Below are 14,857 nucleotides of genomic sequence, written 5' to 3'. Positions count from 1 at the left end.
TGAAATTCTGGGATTGCTTCCCTACACTACGTTCCGGTCGCAATGACAAATTTTGCTTGCTTAAGTCCTGACAGTAATAAAAGCAAAAATAAATAAGGTGTCTCAGCGATGTCCATTATTGTATCTCGCCTCGATATTACCAAGATTTTTTCTGATGTAGATGATTTTTGTTCGGCATGGGAAAAATAGTGGCAGCAATTACCACAGTTACCATCGATGAGGGGAGAACAGCGCAGTAAATCAAGACTTATTGTCTGTTGCCCTTTCCCTGTTTCCTTTCATTTATCTGTGTCAACTTAAAGGGTTAAAGCTGAAATTTGCGTAATATTTTTGTGGGAGTTATGTGCGATCGCCTTTATTTTTCAATCAGATAGTTTTGCAAGCGCTGATTTAAAGTACCTGTGTGTAACTCAAACAAATGGTTGTCGTAATCGTAAAAGTATAAAGAACGTCCTTCGCCCTCTACGCGATTTCTATCTTCTTTCATATCCACTCCCAGAATTCTAATTCTCGCAGCGTACAGTTCGTAATCCTCAGCAGCTATTTTAAAAGCTACATGGTTATAGGTTCTTTGTGGTAAAGGCTCGCCTTCCATGATCGCAATCCACAGTTCATCGATCAGAAAAAATTTCTCTTTTGAAATGGAGAAAATTTGCTCACCGCTAGAATAAACTTCCTGAGCACCAAATATGGTTGTCAGAAAGTTAGTCATTTTCTCCAAATTTTTGACAATGAATGTGATATGACTTATTCCTTGAATCATACGTTCTCCTATCCCAGGAAACTTTATAGTAAATATTAAGTATAAAACTATTACAAAACGCACGCTTTCAGACAATACCAGTAGCCACAACAGATGCACTAGCTTTGTATGTCACAAAAAATTGACAATCAGATAGGTGAACTTTTTCGTTTCCAAGCTGCTATTAACTGCTGATTTATAAACGCCCATATTTCTATCGGATTTGTTGAGAAAGCCTTATTAAAAAACTCAAACACCTGTGCAGATTGACTTAGAGATTCTGTAATTTTAAAATTGGGAATTTTTGCTTAGTAAAACTGAATATTAAGATTAAATTTCCCATATTTCGCTTGTCTAAGTGAGGTTTAGATTAAATTAATCTACTCACTCGGCAAAATAACATAAATATCCGAATTTACTTGGAATAAATTTGTATGTATCTAGCAACAAGTTTATTTCATATATCTTATGTACAATTATATTTTGAACCAAACAGTTTCTCCTAGTACGATTGCAATTATTGGAGGCGGCTTTAGCGGTTCTCTTGTTGCAGCCAATATTTTGCGAAACGCAACCATACCAGTATCTATTAAATTGATTGAACGTAATTCTGAGATAGGTAAAGGAGTTGCATATAGTACAACAGTTATTTCTCACTTGCTGAATGTGCCAGCAGGTAAGATGAGTGCTTTTACAGATGAACCTAATCACTTTTTGAGGTGGCTGCATAGAAATGGACATGCTGAAAGTACGGCATCGACATTTGTGCCGCGCAAAGTTTATGGAGAGTACGTACAGGCAATTTTGAACGAAGCTGAGGCCAATGCTCCAGCTTACGTGCGCTTAGAGAGAATTGTTGATGAAGCGATCGCGATTGAAACAACAAGCTACAGCACAAAGGTACAACTAAGTAGTGGTCAATGGTTGCACGTGCAGAAAGCTGTACTAGCCTTGGGAAATTTTCCAGCTTTGCTACCACAACCAATTGCTGCACTCGGAAAAGATCATCGCTACGTTAAAGATGCTTGGTCTAGTGATGCGATCGCCGATCTTAATCCAGAAGATTCCATTCTGTTAGTAGGAACTGGGTTGACGATGGTCGATGCAGTTGTTGCACTACACCAACAAGGTTTTCCAGGAAAAATTCATGCTGTCTCCCGTCATGGATTAACGCCCCAGCGCCACCAACCAACAATCCCCTATCATATATATATAGACCTGGAAACTGCGCCAAAAACAGCACGGGGATTACTGCGTTTAGTACGTCAAGAAGTCAAAAAAGCTGCTACTCATGGACAGGATTGGCGAGCAGTAATTGATGCCATTCGTCCAATTACCTCACAACTTTGGCAAGCACTGCCAATGATAGAACAGAAACGCTTTCTCCGCCATGTCAAAGCTTACTGGGAAGTTTCCCGCCACAGGATTGCAGGGGAAATTGCCGAGGTATTAGATGCGGCTAGCCAATCTGGTCAACTGAGCTATTACAGCGGTCGGATTCAAACTTGTCAGGAAGTTGACAATGGAGTAAATGTGACAATTCGGGAACGGGGAACACACGCAGATATAGTCTTGCAGGTTAAGCGAATTGTCAATTGTACAGGTTCAAATTGTAACTACCGCAGGTTACAGCACCCACTGATTGCTAACTTACAACAACAACGGCTGATTCGTCCTCATGCTCTATCAATCGGGATCGATACTGCTCCTAACGGTGCTGTGATTGATGCCCAAGGAAATGTCTCTGAAATCCTCTATACCTTAGGAACACCGCGTAAAGGCAACCTTTGGGAAACTACTGCTGTTCCTGAAATTCGTATTCAAGCAGCAAATTTATCACAAGAGTTACTGAACTCTCTGACTCCCAAACCCTACGCTGTGGAAAGAAATTGGTTCGCTGGAAATTCGTTGAATGCATTGCCCAAAACTGCCATGCTATTTCGTCAACTTTTCGATCCAGAATCGAGTACCTATACATACCTCATAGCCGACCCACAAACCAAAGCGGCTATCTTAGTAGACCCTGTATTAGAACAAGTAGAACGTGACCTCCAAGTATTGCGAGAACTAGGACTGACCTTGCATTACTGCTTAGAAACTCACATTCACGCTGACCATATTACCGGCACAGGCCAGTTGCGACAATTTACAGGTTGTTTTAGTGTTTTGCCTGAGAATGCTAAGACGGCTCGTGCAGACCGCTACATTGCTGATGGTGGAATATTGCAATTAGGGAACGTACAGATTCAGGCGATCGCTACTCCCGGACATACAGATAGTCACATGGCTTACCTAGCCAACGGTACTCATTTGTTAACCGGAGATGCCTTGTTTATCCGAGGCTGCGGTCGTACCGACTTCCAGAATGGTGATGCTGGGTTACTCTATGATGTCGTCATGCAAAAGCTATTTACACTACCAGATGACACATGGGTATATCCCGGTCACGACTATAAAGGACAAACTGTGTCTACAATTGGTGAAGAAAAGCGCTGGAATTCCCGGTTTACTGGACGCAGCCGCAGCCAATTTATTGAACTAATGAATAACTTGAATCTTCCTTATCCTAAGAAGATGAAGGAAGCTGTACCTGCAAACCAACGTGGTGGCAAAGTTTTAGTGACCTTGGACTATCAAATTTGAGCTTGGCAAATTATTTTTTGTATGGTGGGCAGTGCCCACCTTAAAATTTATTGTCTATACTTTAGCGTTGCTGAATAAAAGTACTTCAAATGTGAATCATATAGGTTTTTGGTAGACGATGCCCACTCTACGATCTAAGCCAGAGATCATCAATCCCTGGCTTAGAAATTTATGGATTTACCATTTATTGAGAGAGCGTAGCGACGCAGTTTTAATTACTGATATTGATATGGAGTCATGATTCCTGCGGGTAGAACTGCATCTTCTAAATCAGCCCCTAGCAGGTTTGCTCCTTGTACGTTCGCAGTTAGAAGATTTGTTTTTTGTAAATCAGCCTTTTGTAGATTTGCTCCTTGGAGATTTACTCCTTGCAAGTTTGCTCCCTCTAAATCTGCATCATAGAGATTTGCTCCTTGCAGATTTGCTCCTGCTATATTGGCTTTGCTTAAATCTACGCCTTGCAAATTAGCTGTTTGTAGGTTTGTACCTTGTAAATTTGCCTTTTCTAATTCTGCATCTTGTAGGTTCGCACCCTCTAAATTAGCAGCTTGCAGGTTTGCCCTTTCTAATTGTGCTCCAACTAAATTGCATCCAACACATTCATTAGTTGTTAATAAACGGCTGACATTTGCTGCTACAGGATCTACAGACCATATTGTTGGAAATGTTACTTGAGGTAGAGATACTACTGGAGCAGGTATGGATTCGGTAGGTACAGAAGTTACAGGTGATGTTTCTGTTTGGGCTAGGGCATTAGGTTGGTCAAACAGAGAAAATACTGTGACAAACGCTATAAATACAGCTGTAAAAATCCAGGAAGTAATTTTTTGGTAACTTGTTGACTTCATAATTTTCCCCTCGCGATCAATGGAGTTAAACTAAAACTAAAATGTTGCAACTATATGGGCTACACCTGAAATATACTGACTTTTATAGTTTTGTATTTTTAGTTATACATCATAATAAATATATTTTTTCATTTTTTCATATTAATGAAACAGCAGTTCAGGCGCTCTCTATCAGCGCCACAAACCTATTTTTAAAGCGTTGCCAAAGTAGGTAAAAGCTGAAACGTTCCACTTTTCATCATAATAGATAATCCTAGCCAAATTAATACAAAAGGGAAGATTTTTCGACCAAAGCGAGCTAGAACAGGAGCCATCAGAGGATTACGAGTCATGTTGTATGATATGAAGCACCACAACCCAACAGTCAAATATAAAACACACAAAATTACCCCTAGACTTGGAAGATTAGTACTAGCAAATAAGGGCACATAGATACCAATATTGTTTCCTCCGTTGGCAATAGTGACAGCAGAAACGCGGTAAGTTTGGGGATCGCGGATAGTTGCCAATAATGAGTTTCTATGACGCTTGGATTTGACTGAATCCTTGAAGTCTAATGGTACAGCTTGTACAGTTCCCGATTCATCTTCGCGACTTATGAGATTACTAATACCAATAATAATTGGAAGAATACCTAGTAATCCAACCCAAGCTTCTGGAAGGACTAAACCACCGAAGAAACCCGGGAGACTAGCGGTAACTAATATAGTGAATCCAATAAATTCACCGCAAATAATATGCTTGGGACGAAAAGTATGATCAACTTTACCAAAAAAAGCTGTTAAATATATATTGTCATCAAAGGTAGTTGCAATAGCTGCAGAGATACCAATAATTGATGTAGTAATCAGCCAACTCATAATCTTGATTCACAATAATTTAATGATGTTTTGACTATTCCCTGTCTGCTTATAGAGGTAAGGACAGTTCAGGAAATCGTTTAATCAAATCTTGTTGTTTTTGATGGCGATCGCTCTTAAGACTGCGTGAGATTTGTTGTTAACAAGCTAGCTTGGCTTTGTATGGTTTCAATATTAAGTTTTTCGCCTAGATAAGAGCAAATACTATTTTTTTTCTAAACGATAAACACAAGTTATTAATATTTAATTATTAATGAAGCTTGACAATTAGCAATATAAATCTGACCTAATCACAGTCAGATCAAGTCTGGTGTAACACCTATCATTAAGGCCCAGAGAGAACGCAGAGAGTTTTTTACTCAGCAATTAGGCGGACATAATGAGCGATCGCCGCCAGGTTGATAGATAATAATCCAGTGATTGCAGATGGATTTTCCCAGCCCAATGCACTATGACCAACTATTTCCGTTCTAATGTTGATGCAATGGCTAGCTATATCCCTGGTGAACAGCCGCCACGGGGTACACCAATTATCAAACTCAACAGTAACGAAAACGCCTATCCTCCCTCACCTGCGGCATTAGAAGTACTGCGGAATATTGATGGTGAATGGTTGCGGCGATATCCAGAACCATTCGGAGGAGAGTTTCGGCAAGCCGCAAGTAAAGTTTTAGGCGTTCCTAGTGATTGGATCATTGTAGGTAATGGCAGTGACGAATTGTTGAGCATCGTTATTCGTGCTTGTACTGAACCGGGACGCAAGGTAGTCTATCCAATGCCTACTTATGTGCTATATCGCACATTAACTGAAATGCAGGCGGCAGATATTTTAGAGATTCCTTACGAAGAAGATTACAGTTTGCCCTTGAAAGAATTAATTTCTGCTGATGGGTCGGTAACATTTATTGCCTCTCCTAATAGTCCATCGGGTCATGTAGTACCAACTGATGATCTGCGGAAATTAGCCAGTCAGTTATCTGGGGTTTTAGTAATTGATGAAGCATATGTAGATTTTGCTGAAGAAAATGCTTTGGATTTAGTGCAGGAATACGAGAATGTGATGATTATTCGGACACTTTCCAAAGGTTACTCCCTAGCAGGATTGCGATTAGGGTTTGGGGTGGCAAATCCCAGGTTATTGGATGGGTTGTTTAAAGTGAAAGATAGCTATAACATTGATGCGATCGCCTGTGCAGTGGCAACTGCTGCTATCAACGACCAAGCTTATAAACACGCTTGTGTAGCAAAGATTAAAGCATCAAGAACTCAGCTAGCATCAGACTTAAAACAATTAGGTTTTCGTGTTTGGGATTCTCAAACCAATTTTTTACTAGCGCAACCTCCTCAAGGAAATGCAGAATACCTCTATCAAAAACTCAAAGAACAAAAAATTTTAATCCGCTACTTCAAGCAACTAGGACTAGAAGATAAATTACGCATTACTGTTGGCACTGATGAACAAAATCACACTTTGGTGCAGACATTGAATAATTTGCTGGAGACTAGGAAATATTAAGTTAAAAACAAAAATTTGTTATTTAGACTTATGGCAAATGCAAATTGCCTAAATTGTCGCTAATTGCTAGATTTTATGTCAATTTAAGTATTTTTGAGGTAGCAAATCTAGTTTATCCAGACTAAGACAGTTAAGGGCATTTATGGTGAATGAGTCAATGTTTTCAGATATTCAAAACCATTGGGCAAAAACATCTATTCTTGCAGCGGCCCAGCGAAATATATTAAAAGGTTATCCAGACGGTACTTTTCGCCCAGCTGCACCTGTGACTCGTGCTGAATTTGCGGCGATTATTTCTATTGGCTTACCAAAACAGCCATCATCTCGTCCTGAGATTAGCTTTATAGATGTACCAGCTAATCATTGGGCGGCTAAGGCAATAGCCGAAGCATATCAGGCAAATTATCTGTCTGGATATCCCAATCGGATGTTTAAACCCAATGAACTAATTCCGCGTGTGCAAGCTTTAACCGCTTTAGCATCAGGGTTAAATTATGGGGTAACAGCAGACCCGATAAATACTTTGAAAAAATATTATGATGATTTCGGGCAAATTCCCAGTTATGCTACACGTGCGATCGCAGCCGCAACTGAAAAGCGCATTGTTGTGAACTACCCAGAAATCAAACGCTTGCAGCCCAATCAAAACGTTACTAGAGGCGAAATAGCAACATTTATTTGTCGAGTTCTCGAAATTCCTACAGTACCTTCTAAGTATATTCCTGGTACAGAATTGTTCGTGATTCCACCCCAATTTGATGCTGCTGATAATTTTGTGGAAGGATTAGCACGAGCGCAAAAAAGTAATCAGTGGGGATATATTGACAAAACTGGAAAATTTGTGATTCTGCCACAATTTGAGGAAGTTCATCCTTTTTCAGAAGGATTGGCATTAGTCAGAGAAAATCTCAATAAATCAAGCCCAACCTAATTCATGGAAATTCGTGGTATTTGGCTGACTACAACAGCTAGCAAAGTCTTTAACTCCAAACAAAATATTGCCGAGGCGATGAACTTTCTCGCTGAAACTGGATTTAATGTGGTATTTCCTGTTGTCTGGAATAACGGACTCACCACTTATCCCAGCCGAGTTATGCGAGAAAACTTTGGTGTTGAAATAAATCCGCAATTTCAAGGTAGAGATCCTTTAGCCGAATTAATTGTCGAAGCCAAACGAGTTAATCTTGCTGTTATCCCTTGGTTTGAATATGGCTTTGCTAGTTCTTATCAAAAAAAAGGTGGTACAATCATCGCCAAAAAACCAGAATGGGCAGCGCGTGACTATGCTGGTAATTTACTTACTAAAAATGGTTTTGAGTGGCTAAATGCTTTTGATAGCGAAGTGCAAAACTTTTTATTAAGTTTATTTTTAGAAGTCATTAAAAACTATAAAGTTGATGGAATTCAAGGAGACGATCGCTTTCCCGCTTTACCAAGTGAAGGTGGTTACGATCAAAAAACTGTTGAACGCTATCGCCAGGAATTTAATCGACTACCACCAGAAAACCCCAAAGATCCACAATGGTTACAGTGGCGAGCAGATATTCTTTCAAATTTTTTAACCCGCGTCTACAGGGAAATAATTAATATAAATCCGGAATTAATTATTTCAATGGCTCCGAGTGCTTATCCTTGGAGTTATGAAAACTACCTCCAAGATTCTCAAACTTGGGTTAACCTTGGGCTAGTCGATTTAATTCATCCCCAATTATATTGGCGAGAATTTGAACTATATAAGAGAGATATAGATAGGCTTGTAGCTAATCAATTTACCAAACAACAATTGCCACAACTAATTCCTAGCGTGCTTTTAAAACAAAGTACATATCGAATTGATTCAGAACATTTAGTTAAGGCACTAAACTATAACCGTTCTGTTGGTATTCAAGGGGAAGTTTTCTTTTTCTATGAAGCTTTGCTAGAAGAGAATAACCTTTTAGCTAAACTGCTAAAATCTGAATTTTATTCTAAAACTCCTAGAACACTTGACATAAAAGAAATTAAAAATAATAGCTTTACCCATCGGCGCATAAATAGTAACTATAGTTATATAGATACATCGCAGCCAATTAACATCAAGCCACAATTTGATTGGGTTGAACCATTTTCTGAAGGTATGGCAGCCGTGAAGATGGGTTACAAATACGGTTACATTGATAAAACAGGTAAACTTGTCAGCCGCCTTCAATTTGATAATGCTCAACCTTTTGCGGAAGGGCTAGCCCTGATAAAAGTTAATAATAAATATGGCTATATAGATAAAACTGCCAACCGGATAATTGCGTTACAATTTGATGATGCTGCATCGTTTTCTTCAGGCATGGCAGCGATAAAAATAGCTGATAAGTGGGGATATATTGATAACATAGGCAAAATCATTATTGCTACTCAATTTGATGATGCTAAATCATTCTCCGAAGACATAGCAGCCGTAAAAATAGCTAATAAATGGGGTTTCATTGATAAAACTGGCAAAATTATAATTGAATCTAAGTTCGATGATGCTACAAGTTTTTCCGAAGGTTTCGCCTTAGTTAAATTTGTGAATAAATGGGGATATATTGATAAACTAGGAGAATTTATTATAGAGCCACAATTTTATGAAGCTGATATTTTTTCAGAAGGATTAGCTCCTGCGAAAATGGGAGGTAAATGGGGATATATTAATCAGTTTGGTGAATTTATAATTCCCAGGAATTTCGATTTTGCTAAACCTTTTTCTCAAGGTATGGCATTAGTTAATGTAGGTGGAGAATTAAAACAAGATCTAGAACAAGGCAAAGTATATTTCACAGGAGGTAAATGGGGCTATATTCGCAAACCTTAAATGGCAGTGAGTATTGGGTAAACTCAAATTTTGCAGCAGTGAGCGATGCCTGCGGCGGGCTACGCCTACGCACTTGTTGTATCACTGATGAAATAAACGCGATGATCGCTCAGTTGTCATCTCTTCTTCTTCAACAAGCATCACAGCTAAATCTTGCAATGCACGTTCACCATCCCCCAGAAACGTTGAACCATGCATTGTCGCCAGGGTTCGCAACTTGAGTGCTGCTAACTCTTGGAGAAACGGTATGTGTTGTGTATGTATGGCTCACACAGGTAACAAAGAAACATGAGCCGAAACCACCTTCCACCCATCCGGAAATCTGTACCAAGTCTGGCTTTGTCGCCCAAAACGTTCTACACCATCGATAATGCGACGAAATTCTAGCGTTACAGTTGCTGTATCCTTTGCAAACGCCACAACTTTGAGATTGGAAATTTCTCGTTCGATTTTTGGGTTCGGTCGAGAGGCGCGAAAATTGCGAATCTCTTCACCACCGTAGAGGTTTTCTGCTAAACCAAAGCGTACTACTTCTGGTGCATCCCAAAATAAACTATCCATCACTTCCAGATTGTTATTAACCAAGGCTTCTTCGTACTTGAGGTACAAATCAGTTACTTCAGCTACAACAGCAGGATCATTTACTGTAGTCATTGTTGCGATCAATTGGGGTGATATGGCTGATTATGTCATTCTAATTAGTCATCCGAGTATTTAAAAACACAATAGTTCTGGTTGATTATTTGAAACTATTACGAATTGAAAGATTTTCGCGTAAAATGTGATGAATCAAGTCACATTTTACACTCCTGGTTATTTCAGTCCGCTAGTGTAAACTTCGTCGAACAGGGACGATAAACCAAAATATTCAATAATGCGGCCACTGTTAATTTTGATAGCGGATGAATTACGCAAGCGAATTGTGCGACATAGACAAGTCGACTTTTTTAGCAGCCAATCCATCAAGCAGACTGGTGACTAGGAATTGGGGATTGGGTGCCAATCCCCAAATCTTTTAAGCTCATTTATGCAGCAAAACCTAATCGGCTTATTTTCCTGACTCATCTAAGCGACGTTGCCATTCAGCGTCAATCTGTGCAGAACGCTCAAATTCCTGTTCGAGTAAGTCAGTTTCACTAGAGTAAATCACATCTTCTTTGCCGATTACTTTTTCTGTAGCAAACCGAAGGGCGTAATCGATTTTGTGCTGTAAACTTGCATCCATGTTTGTTAATAGCCTAGCCCGCGAAAGGCGATCGCGGTTACGTGCGGCAATTTTACTATTGCGCCACTGAATCCAGAAATAACGGACTAACGGTATACCCAAAAAGCCTATTCCATAAGCTAACAGTAGCCAATAAATCCCTTGGACAAAAGCTACCAATCCACCTAATTGGGCAGCAACTATACCATCTCTTAACAAACTTCCCAGTACTAAAGCACCAACAAAATTTAGTACGCCCAACCCAGCACTGAGCATATTTTGTCCTGAACTTGCTGCACTAAAACGCCAGAGTGATTCCTCTAAATATACTGGAATCGATTGATGACGCTTTTTGCTCGCTTTCACCTGCAATTCTGGGAAGTAATAGACAATTTGTCCATCGGGACTTACCTCTGGTTGCCCATTGAATCGTATGAGCACAGGCAACATATAGTCTTCGTATTCTTGTTGGTATCTCTCACCAATATTATCCAAATAAGGAGCTATTTGCTCTGCTACAACTGCACCACGATTATTACGAATTACAGCAGCAATTTCCTGCCAACGACGTTCTTCTAAGTTGGCATTAGGATTACCATCACCAAACAAAAACGAAAAAACAGCCTCAAAAAAATTTAGATTGCTTGTTTGGTTTCTTTCGCGTCGCCGTTCCTGATATTCAGTCTGATAATTGGGGCTAAAATACCAAAATAAATCTGGAAAAAAAAAGAAGCCACCGCCCCCATAATTACTGCCTCTATTGTCACTATCACGATCTGAGTTCATAGCAGTAATGATAATGATGATGGTAACAGTAATTAAGGCGATAGAAGCAATTAAGAAAATCCCAAAGGAAATGCGAATCAGGTAAAACAGAGCGCCCCAAACCTTTTGCCACCATTCCTGAAACCGTAACTGCAAATACTTGTTACGTAAATTTGACCGAAAATCTTGTGGAAATAGGTAAACAATATCACCTGATTCTGCTACCTGTAAATGTCCGCCAGCATCAGATGCTAAAGCTAATAACCCTTGTCCCGCCTCCGCGATATTTAATCCTGCCTGGGTTGCTACATCACCAACGGTGACGCGATAACCCAGTTGTTCCACAGCGTGCATAATGGTGGGATTGGGAGCCATAGCTCTCCCCTCCTGTTAAACATTTTTACTCTCTTTATTCAAGTATAAAGTTTTATTTGGGGTGACTGGGGAAAGCGATCGCCAATTCAATATTCAATTTCAGTACAATTCTCAAGAATCACTTTCAATTTTTAATTTTTAAATATTTAAGGTTTTGGTCGCTACTCTATTTATGTTAAAATTGTTTTCCTCGGCTTGGTTAAATAGCAACTTTTCTGCCCTCAAATATGGTTCAGTACACTCTCGCTCAAAGCCCAGAAATTATCCTCAGTGTTTCTGGTAAAGATTCAGCCAAAGCCCGTGAGAAAGCAATGGATCAGCTGATGGAACTGATGGATGCAGGTAACCTCCCCACAGAACTAGAAGAGGGATTTGGTCCTCAACAATTAATTGAGGTAAAAGAACCAACTACTGAGACTGCTAGTGGTGAAGATGCCATTACTCAAGCTGTGCAGGTTCTTAGCAACCTTGCCACACTTAAGCTCAAAGTTCAGGAATCACGTACTGAAGCCTTAGAAATTCGCAAGGCAGTTGATATTTTGTTCTCAGATAATTCAGTAACAGAAGAAGAAATTTCTCGCCTCAAAGAAGGTTTTAAACTCCTCAAAAATTTTGCCCAAGCTAATCTACGTTACCAAGATGCGCGAACTAAAGCAGAGCAGGCAAGACAAGTTCTAGATCAGGCCTTAAAATCACCTGATAAGTAATAGCATTTGGCAATTAGTAAAGGGTAATTGTTAATAAAATTACCCTTTATTAACACTAACTTCGCTTAGTTTTACTTAGATAAGAGGAGTTAGTATTGGCTGTGACTTTTTCTGCACTTACTTTTTCACCACTCACGCTCTGCTTGTAATACTGTTGATAGTATTGATAAGAAACAGGCGCAGCATCCTTAGACTTATTAGCTATCAAGCCTAACAGGGGAGTTCCAGAGATCTGAATCTGTTCCAATGCTTGCTGTAGTGCAGTGCGCTTGAGCTTACCCAAACCAGCAACTAGTACAAGACCATCAGTATTAGCTGCTAATAAGTAGGCGTCTGCAAACCCTAAAAGAGGGGGGGTGTCATAAATTACTAAATCAAAACTTACTTGCAGCTCCTCCATTAAATTATGCATTTTCTGAGAGGCAAGTAACCTTACCGAATCTGGCGGAATCGGCCCGGCTGGCATCACAAACATATTCTCTTCTAAAGGCGATGGCTCAATTACATTGTGCCAATCTAGGTCTTGCGAAATCACATCAGTCAAGCCCTGAATGTTCATGAGTCCCACTCGATTGTGTAAGCTAGGAGCACGCAGATTGGCATCCACAAGTAATACTCTTTGACCCATCGCTGCTGCTGCTTGCGCTAGCTGCGTCGCAATTGTAGATTTGCCATCTCCCTGTCCTGCTGAACTGATTACAAGTGAGCGAATTGGTGTATCAGAACCCAAAAGCAGAATATTGGTGTAAAGAGAGCGAAAAACTTCAAAGAAAGAGGCTCCATCTGAATTTTGCACACCCCTGGAGAGATTGTCTTTTGTCGCGACTTCTAGTTCCTTTCTTAAAGGAACTATTCCCAGTAAAGGTAGCCTTGTAGCATCCTTGAGTTCTTGAGAAGAGTAGAAGATATTGCTAAGTTTATCCACAACTAAAGCTGTTCCTATACCCAAAAGCAAACCCAAAAGACCACCCAATGCTAAGTTTCGCTTAGCACTATCTGAGACAGCCAAAGGTTCATTTACTCTTGTTAGTTTAGGATCAAGTAAAAGCCAAGGTTGTTGCTTTTGGGCTTTCTCAATTTGCAAAGATTGTTGTTTAGTCGTAAATTGAGTCAGTGCCTCGTTAGCAATTTGCAATTCTCGTTGGATGTTGTCGTAATTACGGCTAATAGTTGCTAACTTTCTAACTTCACTATAACCATTGTTGATTTTTTCATCTAAAGCTCTATCACGTGCTGACAGTTCCCGGATACGGCTTTGAAAGTCTTTTTGGACTCGGGACTCTTCCTGAGCCAGCAATGGCAGTAAATACTCTTTCTTTTGTCTCAAAGTCACCATTGCTGGGTTTTCATCTGTAAACACAGCTGACTGTTGTTTAGCTGCAATATCTGCTGCCTGGATCTGGTCTAGAATCTTTTGGTAGCGAGCATTATCACTCAACAAAGAATTACCTGCTCTCTCACCAGGCTCTTGAGCTAATTCTTTTTGTAATTCTTCATATTTGGCTACCATTTGTTCTAACTGGACTCGATTCTCTATTCGCTGTTGCCTCAAAGTAGCAATTTGAGTAGATAACTCTTGAGCTTTCTGCGCAGGTTCAATCAAGTTATTATCAAGCCGCAGATTGCGCAATTGGTCTTGCCAGTATTTCAGACCCTTAACTAGTGGCTGTTTTTGTTGATTAACAAACTTAATAGCCTGTTCAACATCTGATTGCCGTTCCTGCAAACTATATTGCAGATAAGCATCAGCCAGCAGTTTTAATACATCACTAACTAACTTTTGATCTGAGTTGGTATATTCAATATTTAAGATGTTTGGCTTACTAGATGAAATCTTTAAGTAATAAACCAGTATGTCATAAGTGAGATCTGGGTATTGAGCTTGAAGCTTTTCAACGATAGGATTAAGGACTCTAGGACTTTGTAAAACCGTGATTGTTGTCTGAACGTCTTTTGTAGACTCAGGAGGCGCTTGATTACTTAGAGTTTGGGGAATATTGGCGAGCGCTTTATCCTCACCAGTCACTGGCTTGGTTAAAATATCAAATGTGCCTTGATATACTGGGGGATCTGTTTCCGCCTTCAGCACTGCTGCTGTTGCTACTAAGGCTGTGGTTCCACCAATCAACAATAGTCTCCGACGCAGAACTGCCCCAACTTGACCTAGATTTAATCCACCTTCATCATCATTTAATTGGGTAAAGTTTGCTTGTGACAACGGGTGAGGATACTTTTCTGACTTCAGCATAGCATTTGTCAAATAAACTACTTATATTCCTTACACAGGTGAATTCTTCGATTCAATCTTTGGTATAGGTAGTTAGATTGCTCCGAATTAGGTTTTTTTTCTCTGCACCCTAGTAAACCAAT

At 39.8% G+C, this 14,857-nt stretch carries 12 protein-coding genes; 6 read left to right on the top strand and 6 right to left on the bottom strand.

Going from position 1 to position 14,857, the window contains the following annotated elements; genetic code table 11:
• Window positions 1-355 precede the first annotated feature (355 nt).
• Entirely contained in the window at window positions 356-763 is a 408-nt protein-coding gene (gene fosX / locus BV372_RS05585; RefSeq protein ID WP_086684398.1) for a FosX/FosE/FosI family fosfomycin resistance hydrolase, read from the bottom strand.
• Window positions 764-1,225: 462 nt separating this feature from the next.
• Between fosX and BV372_RS05580 the strand changes: the two genes are divergently transcribed.
• Entirely contained in the window at window positions 1,226-3,385 is a 2,160-nt protein-coding gene (locus BV372_RS05580) for an FAD/NAD(P)-binding protein (protein ID WP_256973091.1), read from the top strand.
• Window positions 3,386-3,600: 215 nt separating this feature from the next.
• Here BV372_RS05580 and BV372_RS05575 read toward each other — a convergent pair whose 3' ends face one another.
• Both BV372_RS05575 and BV372_RS05570 read right to left on the bottom strand, forming a co-directional pair.
• Entirely contained in the window at window positions 3,601-4,233 is a 633-nt protein-coding gene (locus BV372_RS05575) for a pentapeptide repeat-containing protein (protein ID WP_086684392.1), read from the bottom strand.
• Between the two features lie 191 nt (window positions 4,234-4,424).
• Window positions 4,425-5,093, bottom strand: coding sequence for a cadmium resistance transporter (locus BV372_RS05570; RefSeq protein ID WP_086684389.1), 669 nt, complete (start codon window positions 5,091-5,093; stop codon window positions 4,425-4,427).
• 451 nt (window positions 5,094-5,544) lie between these two features.
• Between BV372_RS05570 and hisC the strand changes: the two genes are divergently transcribed.
• The 4 genes from hisC to BV372_RS35030 all read left to right on the top strand — a co-directional run bounded on the left by hisC (window position 5,545) and on the right by BV372_RS35030 (window position 9,657).
• Window positions 5,545-6,609: a histidinol-phosphate transaminase gene (gene hisC / locus BV372_RS05565; protein WP_086684386.1), complete on the top strand. Its 1,065-nt coding sequence runs from the start codon at window positions 5,545-5,547 to the stop codon at window positions 6,607-6,609.
• A 142-nt stretch (window positions 6,610-6,751) separates the two neighbouring features.
• Entirely contained in the window at window positions 6,752-7,540 is a 789-nt protein-coding gene (locus tag BV372_RS37030) for an S-layer homology domain-containing protein (RefSeq protein WP_218776686.1), read from the top strand.
• Between the two features lie 3 nt (window positions 7,541-7,543).
• Window positions 7,544-9,436, top strand: a complete 1,893-nt coding sequence (locus BV372_RS05560; protein ID WP_218776685.1) for a WG repeat-containing protein — start codon at window positions 7,544-7,546, stop codon at window positions 9,434-9,436.
• Window positions 9,412-9,657, top strand: a complete 246-nt coding sequence (locus BV372_RS35030) for a hypothetical protein (RefSeq protein WP_143844985.1) — start codon at window positions 9,412-9,414, stop codon at window positions 9,655-9,657. The genes BV372_RS05560 and BV372_RS35030 overlap by 25 nt, the downstream gene beginning before the upstream one ends.
• Before the next feature lie 46 nt (window positions 9,658-9,703).
• Here the strand turns inward: BV372_RS35030 and hpxZ are convergent, their stop codons facing one another.
• Together hpxZ and BV372_RS05550 are read right to left on the bottom strand one after the other, a co-directional pair.
• Window positions 9,704-10,090 carry an oxalurate catabolism protein HpxZ gene (gene hpxZ, locus BV372_RS05555; protein WP_086684383.1) on the bottom strand — a complete coding sequence of 129 codons (387 nt, stop codon included), beginning with the start codon at window positions 10,088-10,090 and terminating at the stop codon, window positions 9,704-9,706.
• Between the two features lie 394 nt (window positions 10,091-10,484).
• Window positions 10,485-11,780 carry a hypothetical protein gene (locus BV372_RS05550; protein ID WP_086684380.1) on the bottom strand — a complete coding sequence of 432 codons (1,296 nt, stop codon included), beginning with the start codon at window positions 11,778-11,780 and terminating at the stop codon, window positions 10,485-10,487.
• A gap of 227 nt (window positions 11,781-12,007) precedes the next feature.
• Here BV372_RS05550 and BV372_RS05545 point away from each other — a divergent pair, with 227 nt between their 5' ends.
• A complete protein-coding gene (locus BV372_RS05545) occupies window positions 12,008-12,487 on the top strand; it encodes a hypothetical protein (RefSeq protein ID WP_086684377.1) in 480 nt (159 codons plus the stop codon).
• Between the two features lie 55 nt (window positions 12,488-12,542).
• On the opposite strand, the gene BV372_RS05540 is transcribed toward BV372_RS05545, so the two are convergent.
• Window positions 12,543-14,735 (bottom strand): polysaccharide biosynthesis tyrosine autokinase, encoded by a 2,193-nt coding sequence (locus tag BV372_RS05540; RefSeq protein ID WP_086684374.1) that lies wholly within the window; start codon window positions 14,733-14,735, stop codon window positions 12,543-12,545.
• Window positions 14,736-14,857 lie beyond the last annotated feature (122 nt).

It is taken from the genome of Nostoc sp. T09 (genome assembly GCF_002154695.1).
Lineage (GTDB): Bacteria > Cyanobacteriota > Cyanobacteriia > Cyanobacteriales > Nostocaceae > Aulosira.
This window is presented reverse-complemented; position numbering and strand designations above follow the sequence as displayed.

Excerpts from the sequence above, each read along its gene's own strand:
- fosX (WP_086684398.1), bottom strand. The coding sequence starts at position 763 with ATGATTCAAGGAATAAGTCATATCACATTCATTGTCAAAAATTTGGAG.
- BV372_RS05575 (WP_086684392.1), bottom strand. The coding sequence starts at position 4,233 with ATGAAGTCAACAAGTTACCAAAAAATTACTTCCTGGATTTTTACAGCT.
- BV372_RS05570 (WP_086684389.1), bottom strand. The coding sequence starts at position 5,093 with ATGAGTTGGCTGATTACTACATCAATTATTGGTATCTCTGCAGCTATT.
- hisC (WP_086684386.1), top strand. The coding sequence starts at position 5,545 with ATGACCAACTATTTCCGTTCTAATGTTGATGCAATGGCTAGCTATATC.
- BV372_RS37030 (WP_218776686.1), top strand. The coding sequence starts at position 6,752 with ATGGTGAATGAGTCAATGTTTTCAGATATTCAAAACCATTGGGCAAAA.
- BV372_RS05560 (WP_218776685.1), top strand. The coding sequence starts at position 7,544 with ATGGAAATTCGTGGTATTTGGCTGACTACAACAGCTAGCAAAGTCTTT.
- BV372_RS35030 (WP_143844985.1), top strand. The coding sequence starts at position 9,412 with ATGGGGCTATATTCGCAAACCTTAAATGGCAGTGAGTATTGGGTAAAC.
- hpxZ (WP_086684383.1), bottom strand. The coding sequence starts at position 10,090 with ATGACTACAGTAAATGATCCTGCTGTTGTAGCTGAAGTAACTGATTTG.
- BV372_RS05550 (WP_086684380.1), bottom strand. The coding sequence starts at position 11,780 with ATGGCTCCCAATCCCACCATTATGCACGCTGTGGAACAACTGGGTTAT.
- BV372_RS05545 (WP_086684377.1), top strand. The coding sequence starts at position 12,008 with ATGGTTCAGTACACTCTCGCTCAAAGCCCAGAAATTATCCTCAGTGTT.
- BV372_RS05540 (WP_086684374.1), bottom strand. The coding sequence starts at position 14,735 with ATGCTGAAGTCAGAAAAGTATCCTCACCCGTTGTCACAAGCAAACTTT.